Below are 15,592 nucleotides of genomic sequence, written 5' to 3'. Positions count from 1 at the left end.
GAGTGTAATGTATTAATTACTCAGTACCCATTGCTCATTGCTCATGATTAGTCCACTCGTAGAAATTCACGGAGTCATACAGCTCAAAGCCACAGGCAGGATAGAGTTGATTTCCGATGTCATTGCTTTTTCCTGTTTCTAAGAGGATACCACATGCTTTTGAGAAACGGCAGTGTTCTTTGGATTCTTCAATTAATTCTTTAGAAAAGCCTTTTCCTCTATGGTTGTCATTAACATACAGATCATTTAGCAGCCAGTAGCGCTGCATTCTTGTTGATGAAAATATGGGGTATAATTGTACGAAGCCTGTCAGTTTTCCATTTTCTTCCGCAACAAAAATTTCAGAATCTTGATTTTCAATCCTTTCAGAAAGAAAATTTGTTGCTGCAGGAATATCTGATGCTTTATGGTAAAATATCCTGTACTGATCAAACAATTCCGCCAATTGTGGTAAGTCGGAAAGAACTGCTTTTCTTGTATTTTTCATAGTATTAGTGGTGTTATAATAAAATGAGAAAGATTAGATAATCCTTCTCATTTTATGCTTATTAAAATTAAGAAAAAGCTTTCTCTAAATCTGCAATAAGATCTTCAGCATCCTCAATACCTACACTTAAACGAACAAGATCGTCAGTGATTCCCAATTCAGCACGTTTTTCTGCAGGAATTGAAGCGTGTGTCATCAAAGCAGGGTGGTTAGCCAAAGATTCTACTCCTCCTAAAGATTCTGCGAGCGTGAAAACTCTTACTTTTTCTAAGAATTTGATAGCATCTTCTTTCTTTCCGGATTTAAAGGTGAATGAAACCATTCCTCCCGATTCCTTCATCTGAGATTTTGCCAGTGCATATTGAGGGTGAGATTCCAATCCTGGATAAATTACTTTATCTACCGCCGGGTGAGTTTCCAAATATTTTGCTACTGCAAGACCGTTATCAGAGTGTCTCTGCATTCTTAATGCCAATGTTTTGATTCCTCTCAATACCAGGTAAGAATCGTGTGGTCCTAAAATACCACCACTCGCAAACTGAATGAAGTGAAGCTTATCTCCTAACTCAGCATCTTTAGCAATAAGCGCTCCGGCAATCACATCAGAGTGTCCTCCTAAATATTTTGTAGCAGAGTGCATTACAATATCAGCTCCCAAATCAATGGGTCTCTGGATATAAGGTGTTGCAAAAGTATTGTCTACCGCCACTAGAATATCTTTCCCTTTAGCAATGTCTACAACAGCTTTGATATCAACTAACTTCATCAATGGGTTAGTTGGAGTTTCTACCCAGATCAGTTTTGTTTTATCCGTAATAACATCAGCAATTTTAGAAGCATCATCAAAATTCACGAAAGTAAACTTCAGTTGATATTTTTCGAAAAGTCTTGTAAACATTCTGTAAGTACCTCCGTAAAGATCATCTACAGCAATTACTTCATCACCTGGGTTTAATAATTTTAAAACACAGTCGATGGCAGCAAGACCAGAACCGAAAGCTAAACCTCTCGCTCCGTTTTCAATACTTGCCAAAGAATCCTCTAATGCCTGTCTTGTAGGGTTAGCGGCTCTTGAATATTCATATCCGGAATGTACTCCCGGGCTTTTCTGTGCAAATGTAGAGGTTAAAAATACAGGTACATTTACAGAACCTGTTGCAGACTCGTGGTGCTGCCCTCCGTGAATTACTTTTGTATTAAAATTCATAATTTTTTGCTTTAAGCTGGAACATTAAGCATATGAGTTTAATGTTCATTGTTTTTTATTAAAAGTTGCTCTAGCTGAGTACAAAAAGCTTACCGCTTACTGCCTTCAGCTTATTGCAATTGTATTTTTTTACTTAATGGCAGATTTTACCGCAAATTCTTCTGCAATTTCTTCCATCCACTGCGCTACATCCTCTTCACCTGTCGCTCTCTGGTATGTACTTCCTAAAGATATTAAAATCTGGTGGATAAACATCTTCATCTGGTCTACAGGCATTTCTTTGGTCCAAAGATCAATTCTTAACGCTTCTCTTGTCTTATCATCCCATACAGAAATCATGGTTGCTTTTGTATCTTGTTTGTCAATACCTCCATCCTGAGCGTTCCATGTAATATTTTCCGGTACGTGATTTTCATCAAGCTCTACATCTATCGTAATCTGAGTCTTTCTCATAACTTTCTTTTGTTTCTAATTTTGTGCAAAGTTAATACTTCTTCAGCTTATCTAAGGCTTCTACAAAATTATCTTCATCAGGAAATGGACTATTAAAGTTAAAAATTTTACCTTCAGGATCTATAATGATAAATCTTGGAATAGATTGTATTTTGTACTTATTCATAAACTGCTCTGCATTTTCAAGCCAGTATTGTGGAATATTGGATGGTTTTGTCTTGAGATAATTCAGCCATTTTGATTTTTCCTGATCTAAGCTGATTGAAATAAACTGGATATTTTTATCATTTCTATATTGATAACTTCTTGTTTCAAATACAGGACGAATTTGCTTGCATGGACCACACCAACTTGCCCAAAAATCTATTACAATATATTTTCCTTTGTATTTTGAAAGATTTTGAGAACTTCCATTATCCTGCAGAAGTTTCAGCTCTGGGAAAGGTGATCCTTTCTGTGAAATATTGATCTGTTCAAGCTTTGAATAGAGCATTTTTTTATAATCAGTACCGTTTACTTTGCTAATCTCAGCTGCAAAAAGCTTGTTTCTGAATGCACTGTCTGTTTGTATTTCAATACTTTTTAATAGATGCTTTGATAATAGTTGATCTTTAGTTTTTCCTTGAGGAAGCAAATTGATTTTAGCAAATAAAATACTGTCCGTATTAGAACGTTGATCATCATCTGTAAGCATCTGATCCAGTTTATATTGCAGATAATCATCATTTTTACTTAAAAGCGGAGTGGGTTTCAAAATATTTTCATTGAGTTCATTCAGAAATAGTTTTGGAGGAGCAAATTTAGGATCAGACCATGAGGTCATTCTTCTGTAATTATTGATTTCATTAAGGTACTGAACTGCCATCAGCTGTTTTCTATATGCCTTATAATCTTCTGAAAGACCATTGTTTTCTGCATCTGCATAATGATCTAATTTTTTTTTATTGTCATCCCAGTCAGATAGGGCTAATTCATAAAATTTTTCAGGGTTATTATTTAAATTCTGATTTTCCAGTGCGAGCCAAAAGTCTATTCCGAAAGAACTCTCAGTTTTATTATAAACCTGATCAGATTTTCTGTTAGATTTTAAGTTAAATGTTATTTTGGTGTTATTTAATTTAATGTCAAAATCAAACCAGTCACCATTTCCCATCACAACCTCAAGTTTTTTATTGCCAATTTCAAGAATGTACTCATCTAAAGGAAGATTTTGAGAGGTAGACCAGTTGAAAGTATTATTTTTAACAGCAACCGCTCCAATTTTTTTATGAAATTCCTTTGAAACAATTTTCACAGAATCAATTTTAAGATCCGTTTCCAGTGTTCCTGAAATAGAAGTTTCTGATCCAACGCTTGTATAAGGTTTTGGTTTTTGCATAAAATAGAGTAGACCTGTTCCTGCAATTAACAGAACCGTTGAAATGACAATTTGTTTTTTATTTTTAAGAAAAGCATTTTTAAACCCTTTTTTACTGTACCAGAAATATCCGATAACCAGGAAAACAACCATCCAGAAAAAGCTTATATACTCTGAGTGAGAAATAAAATAATTCAGATCCCTTATTTCAGGAGCATTCCAGAATGTATATAACGAACTGTATGGATTAAAGAAAAAACTCTTTTTTTCCACTATTGAATATATATTAGAGCCCAATCCTAATATACCAATAAGAAATGACCATATAAACCCCTGGAAAACTACAGAGAAGCATAACTGTAATGCCGCAATTCCCAGGATAGCAGCGAAAATTTTTATCCAGGTCTTAAGCATCCATAATACATCAAAGGTTAATAACTTTGCAGGATTTGGATGAATATAATATTCTGCGAGTGATAAAATTATATTAAAACTAAAATAGGAGAAAATACAAATGAAGCTCAGGGATAGTAAAATAACATATTTCGAAATATAAAGCTGAAATTTATTGACAGGCTGTGTCTCCATCAGTTGCCATCCGTTATTTTTATGATCCGTTTGAGCAATTCTGTTTGCTGCAATGATCAGAAATAAAAGCAGAATGAAAAATGTAAAATATTTCAAAGGACTTCCACTTATGGATTCTTCAAAAATGGAATATTTAAGTGATTCTTTAGCAATGGGATCCGGACTTAACAAAGACGGAATAAAATTGATGAAAGGTATTAAAGCTCCTAAGATAATAGCCGTATAAATTAGCCCTAAACCTTTTATTTTTAGCCATTCTATATTGATAGCTGTGATTAATTTTTTCATTTGTGTAATTTAATTTTTTGTAATTTCCATAAACCATTCTTCCAAACCTGCGCTGCTTTTGATTTCAAAAATCTCGGCATGGTTTAAAACCAGTTTTTTCACAAGGTCAATAATATCCTCCTTTGATTTGGACGTAATTTCTATCGTATTCTCATCAATTAATTTTGGGGAATAATTCTTCGGAATTTCATTCATATGCTTATGGGCATGATTCAATCCGATTTTGATGTGATTGTATCGGTACAACTCATTCAATTCTTTTATGCTTCCTATAAATTTTATTTCTCCATGCGAAATAATAGCAAGATGAGTAATCATTTTTTCAATTTCCTGCAATAAATGGCTCGAGATCAATATCGTTACACCTTCTTCTTGGTTAAGCTTTATCAATAATTCACGGATTTCCAACATTCCATTAGGGTCCAGTCCATTTACCGGTTCATCCAGAATCAGAAGTTCTGGTTTCCCCAAAAGAGTCATTGCAATGGAAAGTCGTTGTTTCATTCCTAAAGAATATTTCTTCATTTTCAGATTTCTGTTTTCCCATAAATCAACCAGATGCAATACCCTTTCACATTCTGTTTTCGGAAGATTTCTTAATTTTGAAATGATGATCAGATTTTCCCAGCCGGACAAATGGTCATAAAATGCTGCACTGTCAATAAGACTTCCGATTTTACCAAACCCATTCGGATAAAACCCGGAAAGGTTTTTACCAAAAATCTGTATACTGTTTGTTTCATCGGGTATCCCTCCAATAAGTAACTTCATTGTTGTGGATTTTCCTGCTCCGTTGGCACCCAGGAAACCAAAGATGCTACCCTTGGGTATAGAAATGCTGAGATTTTTCAGAATTTTCTTATCCTTTGAAAATCCATAGTTTAAGTTTCGAATTTCAATAATGTTTTTCATATGTGATTGTATTTGAAACAAAAGTATGCAATAAAATAGTAGTATGCAATACAAAGTAGTATTGATGTTTAAATTCTATTTAAAAAAATCCTTTAGTGTAAGCTAAAGGATTTAAATATTTAATTTTATAGAATTATTTTAACTTTGGTTTATATCCTGATTGATTAAAAATCGTGGTAGCATCCATTTTCAGGAACTCCGTTAATTTTGTTTCAGGTTTTTCCTTAAGATATGCCTTGCAGATCTGCCATCCCGTAAAAATTCCGATTTGTGGGGAAGATTCATTGTCTATTTCTGTATAAAACTTCGAGAATGGTCCTGGTGAAATAAAACGTTCTCCCAATCTTGGATCATCTCCAAAGATCAGATTACTTTCTACAAAATAATTCCAGATATTGGCTTCATTACTTGTTGCCCATTCATACTGCTTTTGGGTATAATTCATTTTCAGATAATCGGGCGTATCCGGAAGAAAAGCATCCTGAAGAATCATTACTTTTCCGTTAAGAATAATCTGATCAATAAATTTCTGGTGATCAGGAGATTCGGTGACAATATTTTCTGCAAAAAGCTGTGATACTTTCGGAACAATATTCTGTGGGTTCATCGACTTTTGGAAATATAATTCCAATCCTTTATAATTAGCATTTCCGTCTCCCATAAAACCGGTAACATCTATGAATAAAAGATTACCCTTTTCATCATAAAATATGGGGTCCTGAACCATCTGTAAGGCAGATGAGAATAAATATACTTTGGGATTTTTAAACTGCGGAAAGTAATATTTAATATGCGAAAATAGGCTTTGTAGCTCTTTTTGCAGCTTTGCCTGATCTATTTTTCCAATAGCTTCCTTGTAGATTTTGATCTCTTCGGAATCAGCTCTTCTTTTTCCGAAATCGGCATCAGAAACACTTCCCTGAAACCATGGAAATTGAGTTTTAAACTGATCCAATGGAATATTCGGATTGTAGAATTCTTTGGAAATATCTGTGATGTCAACTTTTTCGGCAGTTTGTTTAACTTCTACCTTCCATTGATTTTCAGGTTCTTTTTTGCAGGAAACAAGCCCTGCAACTAAAACGGAAGAAAGCGCAATATATCTAAAAATCTTCATTATTTTTACATGGAATTTAAGTTGACAAAAATAAGGATTAAATACACAATTCATGATGAAAATTAAAATATTTACAGTTATCTTTATTATTTTGGGACTTTCTCTTCTCTTCGGACAAAAGTTTGAGTTTAATGACAAAAACTTTGAAAAAGCAGTACTGGAAAATTTTGATCTGAATAAAAACGGAATACTTGAATCTCAGGAAGCCGTAATGGTCACCAATCTGTTCCTTGTTCAGAAAGGAATTACTTCCACGGAAGATCTGCGCCTTTTTAAAAATGTAAAAATGATTATTTTGGATGATAATACGATTTCTAATATTGTCATAAATGATCTAGATCAGCTAGAATTGTTTTCGTGTACAGGATGCAAAATCTCTTCATTCAAAGCAGAGAATCTTAAGAATTTAACGGCGTTATATCTGGATAATAATGTACTGCAAAACATTTCGCTGGCAGGAATTCCAAAAATTGACCAATTAACATTATCTTTAAATCAATTAAAAGAAATAAACCTGCTTCAGTTGAAAACATTAAGAAAACTGAATCTGGAACATAACAAGCTTCAAAAAATTGATATTTCCGGTAACCTGGCCTTACAAACCCTTAATATAGTGGGAAATAAGATAAGAGAAACAGATATAAAGAAGGGTGCTAAAACTAACGTAACCATTTTTGGAGCTGAAGAATAAACTAATAATTATGATGATAGAAACAGAACGACTGATTTTAAGAAAACTCGAAGATGAAGATTTTGAACGCATATTTTTGCTGGATTCCAATCCTGAAGTTATGAAATACATTGGTGTACCGGTTTTGACGGATATCAATGAATCAAAAAAGGTCATCAGCATGATTCAGAAACAGTATGAGGAGAATGGAGTAGGAAGGCTTGGAGTGGTAGAAAAAGAGAGCGGACTTCTGATAGGATGGAGCGGATTGAAACTGCTTACCCATGAAACCAATGGCTATAAAAATGTGCTGGAACTGGGATATCGTTTTCTGCCGGAATCATGGGGAAAAGGATATGCTGTGGAATCCGGAATAGCTTCTCTGGATTATGGTTTTAATGACCTAAATGCGGAAGTCATTTATGCCTATGCCCATTCTGAACATGATGCTTCCAATCATATTCTAAGAAAATTAGGATTTGAAAAAACCAGCGAATTTGAAGAACCTGATGGCATTTGCTTTTGGTACGAACTAAAGCGTGAAAATTACGGTAAAAAATGATAACAATACGAAAAGAAGAAAAAGAAGATCATCAAAAGGTCTTTCAGCTGACGGAGGAAGCTTTCAGAGAAATGGAATACAGTGATCATCAGGAACACTTTCTGGTAGAAAAACTAAGACGTTCAGAAGCTTTCATCCCGGAATTATCATTGGTGGGCGAAGATAAAAACGGGGTAATTGTCGGACATATTCTGTTTACTAAAATTAAAATTGTCAATGAAGAAAAATCGTTTGATTCCCTTGCACTGGCACCTGTTTCAGTAAAACCGGAGTTTCAGAATCAGGGAATCGGAGCGAAACTGATTCTTGAGGGACATCGTATTGCGGAAGAATTGGGATATGAATCGGTGATATTGATCGGGCACGAAAAATATTATCCTCGCTTTGGTTACAAAAAAACAAGTAATTTTGGAATTTCTTTTCCATTTGATATTCCGGAAGAAAACGGAATGGCTGTAGAATTGGTAAAAGACGGATTAAAAGATAGAAAAGGAGTGGTAAAATACCCTCATGAATTTGGAATAGACTAAAAAATATAAACAATGCAGACACAAAAAGTAATAGATCACATTGTAAGCTGGTTAAAGGATTATGCTACAAATGCTAAAGTAAACGGATATGTAATTGGAGTTTCCGGAGGAGTAGATTCCGGAGTAGTTTCTACTTTAGCAGCAATGACAGGCATGAAAACACTACTGATTGGAATGCCGATCCGCCAGAAAGCTGATCAGGTAGATCGTGCACAGGATCATATGAATGACCTTAAATCCAGATTTCCCAATGTAGAAACAATATCCGTCAATCTTACGCCGGCTTTTGAAGAGATCTATAAAACCTTCCATGTAAATGATGAGGTATATCCCAATGAGAATTTGACTTTTGCCAACACAAGAGCACGTCTTAGAATGCTTACACTTTATTATTACGGACAGCTGAACGGGCTTCTTGTTTGTGGAACAGGAAATAAAGTAGAAGATTTCGGAATTGGATTTTATACGAAATATGGAGATGGCGGGGTAGATGTTTCACCTATTGCAGATCTCTATAAAACTGAAGTATACGAACTTGCTAAAGGATTGAATCTTATCAAAAGCATTCAGGAGGCTATTCCTACCGATGGCCTTTGGGATACGGAAAGAACAGATGAACAGCAGATTGGTGCTACGTATCCGGAACTGGAAAAAATCCAGAAAGAATATGGAACGAAAACAGCTGACGATTACGAAGGCAGAGATAAGGAAGTTTTCCAGATCTTCGACAGAATGCATAAGGCTGCGAAACATAAAATGGATCCTATTCCGGTTTGCGATATTCCTGAAGAATGGAGAGCATAGAATAGCATTACAATAAATAACAGGTATGAACGGTAAAATAAGATCTGTATTTTTTATATGTCTGGGGCTTCTTTTCGGAATGTCTGTGATGTACGTCTACAGGAACTTTATTGAAGATAAAAAAGAACAGTCAGGTTCTGCAAAAAAGGAAACGGTGAGTTATGGCAGTACTTCTTCGGATGGTAATTCCTCTGTCCAGGTTTCTATAGACCAGCTTACAGAAGAGAAAACGGTAATCAGCTATGTAAAGCAAAATCATAAGCTTCCGGATTATTATATCACTAAAAAGGAAGCAAGAAAAAAGGGTTGGAATCCTTCTCAAGGAAATCTTTGTGATGTACTTCCCGGAAAAGCTATCGGCGGAGATCATTTCGGAAACAGAGAAGGACGTTTGCCGGATGGAGAACGATACTTTGAAGCAGATGTAAACTATCATTGTGGTGGAAGAAATGCTGACCGTATCATCTACACTCAAAATGGTGATGTATATCTTACCAAAAACCACTATAAAAGTTTTGAAAAGCAATGACCATTGTATAATTTACATTGTAATTATTATAAATCTTAATTTTGAAAAATTATAGACTTTTTTACTTTATTATTCTTTTGATTCTGACCTACTCATGTTCAGAAAAGAAAAATATGATAGCGGAAAAAGCAGCAAAACCAGCCGTAACAATACTCATACAGCCATTTAAAGATATTAAACCGGAAACTGTAGCAAAAGTAGCCGAAGGAATAAGAAATATATACCCGAATGTTAAAGTTCTGGATGCGATAGAATTTCCTGAAAATACTTATTATAAAGAGAGAAACCGATATAGAGCTGATTCAATCATTAAGTTTTTGAATAAAGAAACAAAAGAAGGTTTTGTCACAATTGGTCTGACAGCGAAGGATATCAGTGCTACCAGAGGAAAGATCAGAGACTTTGGAATCATGGGGTTGGGGTATAGACCAGGAAAAGCTTGCGTGGCTTCAAGTTTCAGACTGAGTAAAGAAAACCGGGATGAGCAGTTTTACAAAATAGCCATTCATGAGCTGGGGCATACACAAGGGCTGCCACATTGCCCGGAAAAAATGTGTTTTATGAGAGATGCAGAAGGTAAGAATCCTACCAATGAAGAAACGGATTTTTGCAAAAAATGCAAAACTTTTTTAATCAATAAAAATTGGAAATTTAATTCAATATGAAGACAGTATATATAGATTTTACGGACATAGGTGACTATGAAGATTTTTACGCCCAGCTAAAGGAGAAAATTCAGCTTCCTGAGCAGTTTGGTGATAATCTTGATGCACTTTTTGATACGATCACCGGAGATATGGAAATGCCGCTCCATTTAGAATTCGTCAACATGACTGTAGATCAGCTTGAGATTTTTGAAGACTTGCTGACTACCTTGGAAGATGCTGAAGAAGAAGTGGAAGATTTTAGTTTCAGCTATTATCTGGAGCAGTACGAAGACGAAGATGACGATGTAGAATCTGAAGAATAAAAAAAGAAAGGCTGTTCCAATACAGGAGACAGTCTTTTTTTATGCTGATTCTTGGCTTCTATAGTATTCAATTCTTTATTCTTTACCGTACAAACCTAACAGGTTTCCAAAACCTGTTAGGTTTATTATATCCTTTAACTGTAACCCTCATTTACGACTAATCAATGCGAAGTGTCAATGATTCAAACCTTGGCAAGGAGCTAAAAATCAGGTTTCACTTGGTTACAAAAACGTAGAATCAAAATAGAAAGGAAGAAGATCCTTCACTGCATGCACTTTTACAACCTCTTCATTCATACTCGAAAAATAAAGGTCGATATTTTCATTCTGCTTGGTCTCGTATTCAATCAGACTCTGACGGCATGCTCCACAAGGGGGAATTGGAGGGTTTTTCTCATGGAATTCTTTCGGTCCGCCCACAACGAAAATCTTTTTTATTTTCACATCCGGAAAATTGGCTGCTACCCAAAAAAGAGTAGTCCTTTCGGCACAGAGTCCGGATGGGTAGGCTGCGTTCTCCTGATTGTTTCCGGAATAGATCTCTCCGTTTTCCAGTAATACGGAACATCCTACCAAAAATTGAGAATACGGTGCATATGCATTCTCACGAGCCGCTTTGGCCCTTTCAAATAATGTATTTTCTATATCGCTCAGCTCACTGCTATTTTTAAAATATTCGTAACTGATCTGTATGTCTTTTTTCATATATTGTCAACTAAAAAAGGGGGGTAAAATTAGTTCTTTTTAATGAAGTGGGCAATATTTTATTCTCCTGGGGAAAAGTTCAATTTTTTTAAGACTAAAAATGTTATACACACCAATAAAATTTAGGAATATAGAGTTAAAAAACAGATGGGTCATGTCACCTATGTGTATGTATTCATGTGAAAACGGAGAAGCTAACGATTTCCATTTTGTACACTACGGAAGCAGATCGCAGGGCGGTACAGGTCTTTTGATGGTAGAAGCTACAGGAGTAGAACCCAAAGGAAGAATCACCAATCACTGCATGGGAATCTGGAATGATGAACAGGCGGACAAATTACAGAGAATTGTTGATTTTGTACACAAAAATTCAGAAAGTAAAATAGGAATTCAGCTGGCTCATGCCGGAAGAAAAGGTTCAACATGGAATAATATACAGATTCCTGTGGAAGAAGGTTGGGAAACGGTGGCACCAAGCCCTATTCCTTATCACCCTACAGAAAGAATTCCGCATGTATTGAGTACGGATGAGGTGAAGGATATCATTCAAAATTTTAAGAAAGCAGCCCGAAGAGCTGTGAAAGCAGGTTTTGATATTATCGAAATTCATGGAGCTCACGGATATCTGATCCACCAGTTCTTATCACCGCTTTCCAATATCAGAACAGATGAATATGGGGGAAGCTTTGAAAACAGAATCAGGTTTCTGATCGAAATTGTAGATGCTGTTAACGAAGAGCTGGATGAAAATACAGCCCTTTTTGTAAGAATTTCAGGAACGGAATATGCAGAAAATGGCTGGGATATTCATAGCAGTGTAGAACTGGCGAAAATTCTAAAAGAACATTCCGTAGACCTTGTAGATGTATCCAGTGGTGGAAATATCCATGGAGCGAAAATTTCAGTTTTCGAAGGGTATCAGGTTCCTTTTTCTTCGCAGGTGAGAAATGAGGCTGAAGTGAAGACAGGAGCTGTAGGACTGATTACCAAGGTAGAACAAGCCGAAGAAATTCTTCAGAAAGGGGATGCCGATCTTATTTTCGTAGCAAGAGAGATTCTGAGAAATCCTTATATTGCTGTTCAGGGATCTTTTGAAATGAAAGAAGACTGCTTTTTCCCACACCAGTATACCAGAGCCAAAATCTCTACTTAAAGATCGTAATAGTCTGTAAAAACAACAGAAATGGATATCAATGATTTTATGCTTACCTGTCCCAGTAAGAAGTTTTTAGGGGTAGAATGTCTCGGTTGTGGTGCGCAGAGAGCAATCGTATTGGTATTTGAAGGAAAATTTTCAGAAGCTTTTCAAATGTATCCGGCGGTATACACCTTATTGTTATTCTTTTTGATCCTTGGCGTGAGTTTCATCGATAAAAAAAGAAAATATGGTAATATTTTAATGATTTTAGTGATCATTAATCTTATTATTATGGTAGTTGGGTATATATATAAACATTATTAACCATGAAAAGATAAGAGTTTAAGTGTTTGGTTGTGAGTGTTTTTTTTTTTTGTTTTGATCCTTCTGCCTTGTATTGATTAATGGGAGTTTGTGTAGAAAAATTTTAACATAAAGCATAATTTAATAGATTAAAATTCCTGTATTATTTTGTTGGATAGAATTTTAAAATGTCGTAGAACTACTACAATTTCTGAAACAGTGGCCTAAAAACTTTTTAAATTAGAACATGAACTCTATCTTTGTTATATAAATCCTATATCAGGGAAGAGTCGTTAATGATTAAAATTTAAGAATATGGCAGGAAATTCAAGAGGAATCTTAAAATTCAATGGAGGAGAAGGTCAGAAGTTGTTAAAGCTTAACTATAGCGTGTCAAGATCTACAGATGTTTCAGGACGTGTAGCATCTGATCCGTCAAACGCATTGATCAAAGTAACAATTGAAGCAACAGAAAAATCTGATGTGTTAGAAAGCTTATTAAACAGTAAATATAAACCAACAAGCGGAGAAATCAACTTTAATAAATCTCACGAAGAAGGAACATTGATCTCTTTGAAGTGGGAAAACGGATATGTAATCCAGCATGAAGTAGACTTCGATGCCATTGATAGTAATAATATGCTGATCAGCTTCGTAGTAAGTGCTGAAAGCATTACCTATGGAAATTCATCTTATGACGGACTTTGGCCAATGAGCTAAGTCTTTCATGAGCAAGAAATAAAAGACTGTCCTTACAAGACGGTCTTTTTTTACCTAAGACTATATTCTGCAGGATCTTTTGTTTTTATTTTTAAATTCTCTTTCTGTTGAATAATCGTTTAGAAAACTAATCAAATCACTAAAAATATGTCAAATACACCTGGAAACTCACAAGCGACGTCTTTTCGTCCGACGCAGAATGCAGATGGTATTTCCGAAAACCATCACACAGGTATCAACCGTCTGGTAAAACTTTCTCTTGTCATAGAAGGGAAAATTATCAAGTACTACAAGCATTTCAAGCTTAAGCAAAGTACCAGACGTCATCACGAATTTACGCTGACTTTGGCACACGATACTCTGGGAGACAGACAGACCCATTCATTGGAAGAAGCTAATAAATTCCTTGGAAAGCGACTTACAGCCGTTATTTCCTATAAAGATATTGACAACAGTCCGGAAAGAACCTTTGTAGGAGTAATTACCGGAGTGGGATTCAGTCAGGAACATATGAGTTTAGGAAATATTGTGCTTACAGGTTACAGCCCTACCATCCTTCTTGACGGTGCACCGCATATTCAGAGTTTTGGAGGAAACCAGCCTGTGAATGTAGGAATCATTGCTGAAGAGGTAATCAAGCAGGGAATTGATAAAAGCAGATTTGATGTCAGAGTAGATGCCAATAACTTCTCTCAGATTATCTATAGCAGCCAGTATGATGAAACCCATTATAACTATCTGGCAAGGATGGCAGAAGCTTATGGTGAACAGTTTTACTATGATGGTGAAGTTTTACATTTCGGAAAACTGCCTGCTCAGAATAAACCCATTACGCTTACCTATGGAAGCAGTGCCAATGAAATAAAAGTTGAGCTGAAAGCAGTACATACAAAACCTCAATTTTACGGTTACAACAGTAATAAAAATGAAAAGCTGACGTCCGGGTCTACACCCATTAAACATGTAAGTGATCTTGCAAAAACAGCATACAGTCATAACGAAACTATTTATAAGACTCCGGCTCTGCAGATAGCTCCCATCAAAGCAACTACACACTTAGACGTGGAGTATTCTCAGAAAAGTGCAGCTGGAAGCGAAGCGGTAAATGTTTTTTCTGTTTCAGGAAATACAACAGTTCCTTTCCTTCATCCGGGTTGCGTAGCAGATGTCCAGATGCGTAAACAGGATTCTAATGAAACCTCTTATTTCACAAGGATAATGATTACGGAATCAGAACATGAGATTGACACAATAGGTCATTACAAAGGAAGCTTCGTAGGAATAGCAGCAGATACAGGATTTCTTCCAAAACCTGAGTACACCATTCCGAAAGCTGAGCCACAAACTGCCACTGTAATTTCCAATACGGATCCCGAAGGACAGGGAAGAATACAGGTAAGATTTGACTGGCAGACCAATGATACCACTCATTTTATCCGTATGATGAGCCCAGATGCCGGAGGAACCGATCAGATTACCCAAAACCGTGGGTATGTAGCCATTCCGGAAGTGGGGGATCAGGTGATGGTCAACTTTGTGCACAGCCATCCGGACAGACCTTTCGTAATGGGAGGAATGTTCCATGGAGGCGTAGCGTTGGGAGGTGGCGTTAACAATCATCTTAAGTCTATACAGACCAGAAGTGGAATCAGGATTCTCATGAATGACGAAGAAGGAAGTGTAACCATTCTTGATCCGAGTGGTAATACCTATTACATGGACGGACAGGGTAATATCAGCATGAAAGCACCTAAAAACTTTACTTTAAATGCAGGCGACAATATCAATATCACTGCAGGAAAAGAAATTTCAATAGGAGCAGGAGCAAGTATTACCAGTACCGCAAACGATAATATTGTTTCCATCGCAGGAAAAGATATGAAATTAACCGCTTCGGGAGATATTACGGAAACCTCCGACACCAGAACGGAAATGATTGAAAAAGAATTCAAAAGACAATCTGAAACATCCAATGAAATAGCAGGGGAAATTTCCATGTTCAGCGAACTGGAAAATATGACCATGCAGAGCGGAAAGATTGTAGAGTTCAACAGTGCTGAAAAATCAAAACTTTTCTGATATGGCGATCATCAAAACAGCAACCAACCTGCGCATTACGGTGAAAGATTCTTACCATCTGAGCGTAGGAAAAAAGGTTGAAAAAATAGCAAAAAAAATCAATGTGGAAGCACACAGAGATAACCTGGTTTTAGCAAGTAACAAGAAGATTATGTCCCATGGCCATAAGTAAG

General features: G+C 36.0%; 19 protein-coding genes. 12 read left to right on the top strand and 7 right to left on the bottom strand.

Annotation, left to right across the window (positions count from 1 at the left end):
* Positions 1 to 34 precede the first annotated feature (34 nt).
* The 6 genes from PZ898_RS09290 to PZ898_RS09265 all read right to left on the bottom strand — a co-directional run bounded on the left by PZ898_RS09290 (position 35) and on the right by PZ898_RS09265 (position 6,409).
* The gene (locus PZ898_RS09290; protein ID WP_277695367.1) at positions 35 to 487 is read right to left on the bottom strand and encodes a GNAT family N-acetyltransferase; all 453 of its coding nucleotides are present in this window, start codon (positions 485 to 487) and stop codon (positions 35 to 37) included.
* A gap of 67 nt (positions 488 to 554) precedes the next feature.
* The gene (locus tag PZ898_RS09285; RefSeq protein ID WP_062674213.1) at positions 555 to 1,694 is read right to left on the bottom strand and encodes a cystathionine gamma-synthase; all 1,140 of its coding nucleotides are present in this window, start codon (positions 1,692 to 1,694) and stop codon (positions 555 to 557) included.
* Positions 1,695 to 1,823: 129 nt separating this feature from the next.
* Positions 1,824 to 2,147: a gliding motility protein GldC gene (gene gldC, locus PZ898_RS09280; protein WP_034695059.1), complete on the bottom strand. Its 324-nt coding sequence runs from the start codon at positions 2,145 to 2,147 to the stop codon at positions 1,824 to 1,826.
* A gap of 31 nt (positions 2,148 to 2,178) precedes the next feature.
* Positions 2,179 to 4,380: a thioredoxin-like domain-containing protein gene (locus PZ898_RS09275; RefSeq protein ID WP_277695366.1), complete on the bottom strand. Its 2,202-nt coding sequence runs from the start codon at positions 4,378 to 4,380 to the stop codon at positions 2,179 to 2,181.
* A gap of 9 nt (positions 4,381 to 4,389) precedes the next feature.
* Complete coding sequence (locus tag PZ898_RS09270; RefSeq protein WP_062674217.1) at positions 4,390 to 5,292, bottom strand: ABC transporter ATP-binding protein; 903 nt, start codon at positions 5,290 to 5,292, stop codon at positions 4,390 to 4,392.
* A gap of 133 nt (positions 5,293 to 5,425) precedes the next feature.
* A complete protein-coding gene (locus tag PZ898_RS09265; RefSeq protein ID WP_277695365.1) occupies positions 5,426 to 6,409 on the bottom strand; it encodes a gliding motility protein GldB in 984 nt (327 codons plus the stop codon).
* A 52-nt stretch (positions 6,410 to 6,461) separates the two neighbouring features.
* Between PZ898_RS09265 and PZ898_RS09260 the strand changes: the two genes are divergently transcribed.
* The 7 genes from PZ898_RS09260 to PZ898_RS09230 all read left to right on the top strand — a co-directional run bounded on the left by PZ898_RS09260 (position 6,462) and on the right by PZ898_RS09230 (position 10,474).
* Complete coding sequence (locus PZ898_RS09260) at positions 6,462 to 7,100, top strand: leucine-rich repeat domain-containing protein (RefSeq protein WP_277695364.1); 639 nt, start codon at positions 6,462 to 6,464, stop codon at positions 7,098 to 7,100.
* 10 nt (positions 7,101 to 7,110) lie between these two features.
* Positions 7,111 to 7,641 (top strand): GNAT family N-acetyltransferase, encoded by a 531-nt coding sequence (locus PZ898_RS09255; RefSeq protein ID WP_227943114.1) that lies wholly within the window; start codon positions 7,111 to 7,113, stop codon positions 7,639 to 7,641.
* Entirely contained in the window at positions 7,638 to 8,171 is a 534-nt protein-coding gene (locus PZ898_RS09250) for an N-acetyltransferase (RefSeq protein ID WP_277695363.1), read from the top strand. Before PZ898_RS09255 ends, PZ898_RS09250 begins: the two co-directional genes overlap by 4 nt.
* A gap of 12 nt (positions 8,172 to 8,183) precedes the next feature.
* Complete coding sequence (gene nadE, locus PZ898_RS09245; RefSeq protein ID WP_062674224.1) at positions 8,184 to 8,975, top strand: NAD(+) synthase; 792 nt, start codon at positions 8,184 to 8,186, stop codon at positions 8,973 to 8,975.
* Between the two features lie 25 nt (positions 8,976 to 9,000).
* Entirely contained in the window at positions 9,001 to 9,504 is a 504-nt protein-coding gene (locus tag PZ898_RS09240) for a ribonuclease domain-containing protein (RefSeq protein WP_216444067.1), read from the top strand.
* Between the two features lie 113 nt (positions 9,505 to 9,617).
* Positions 9,618 to 10,169 (top strand): hypothetical protein, encoded by a 552-nt coding sequence (locus tag PZ898_RS09235; protein ID WP_062674803.1) that lies wholly within the window; start codon positions 9,618 to 9,620, stop codon positions 10,167 to 10,169.
* Complete coding sequence (locus PZ898_RS09230; RefSeq protein ID WP_062674228.1) at positions 10,166 to 10,474, top strand: barstar family protein; 309 nt, start codon at positions 10,166 to 10,168, stop codon at positions 10,472 to 10,474. The genes PZ898_RS09235 and PZ898_RS09230 overlap by 4 nt, the downstream gene beginning before the upstream one ends.
* A gap of 222 nt (positions 10,475 to 10,696) precedes the next feature.
* Here the strand turns inward: PZ898_RS09230 and PZ898_RS09225 are convergent, their stop codons facing one another.
* Positions 10,697 to 11,179, bottom strand: a complete 483-nt coding sequence (locus tag PZ898_RS09225) for a cytidine deaminase (RefSeq protein WP_062674230.1) — start codon at positions 11,177 to 11,179, stop codon at positions 10,697 to 10,699.
* A gap of 100 nt (positions 11,180 to 11,279) precedes the next feature.
* Between PZ898_RS09225 and namA the strand changes: the two genes are divergently transcribed.
* The 5 genes from namA (at position 11,280) to PZ898_RS09200 (ending at position 15,591) form a co-directional block, all read left to right on the top strand.
* A complete protein-coding gene (namA, locus tag PZ898_RS09220) occupies positions 11,280 to 12,332 on the top strand; it encodes an NADPH dehydrogenase NamA (RefSeq protein WP_277695362.1) in 1,053 nt (350 codons plus the stop codon).
* Between the two features lie 30 nt (positions 12,333 to 12,362).
* On the top strand, positions 12,363 to 12,641 hold the full coding sequence (locus tag PZ898_RS09215) for a DUF2752 domain-containing protein (RefSeq protein ID WP_062674234.1): 279 nt from the start codon (positions 12,363 to 12,365) through the stop codon (positions 12,639 to 12,641).
* Positions 12,642 to 12,935: 294 nt separating this feature from the next.
* Positions 12,936 to 13,340 (top strand): type VI secretion system tube protein TssD, encoded by a 405-nt coding sequence (gene tssD, locus PZ898_RS09210; RefSeq protein ID WP_002977458.1) that lies wholly within the window; start codon positions 12,936 to 12,938, stop codon positions 13,338 to 13,340.
* Positions 13,341 to 13,487: 147 nt separating this feature from the next.
* Complete coding sequence (locus PZ898_RS09205) at positions 13,488 to 15,419, top strand: phage baseplate assembly protein V (RefSeq protein ID WP_120231988.1); 1,932 nt, start codon at positions 13,488 to 13,490, stop codon at positions 15,417 to 15,419.
* A 1-nt stretch (position 15,420) separates the two neighbouring features.
* Positions 15,421 to 15,591: a hypothetical protein gene (locus tag PZ898_RS09200; protein ID WP_156106421.1), complete on the top strand. Its 171-nt coding sequence runs from the start codon at positions 15,421 to 15,423 to the stop codon at positions 15,589 to 15,591.
* Position 15,592 lies beyond the last annotated feature (1 nt).

The organism is Chryseobacterium sp. WX, assembly GCF_029542485.1.
Lineage (GTDB): Bacteria > Bacteroidota > Bacteroidia > Flavobacteriales > Weeksellaceae > Chryseobacterium > Chryseobacterium cucumeris.
This window is presented reverse-complemented; position numbering and strand designations above follow the sequence as displayed.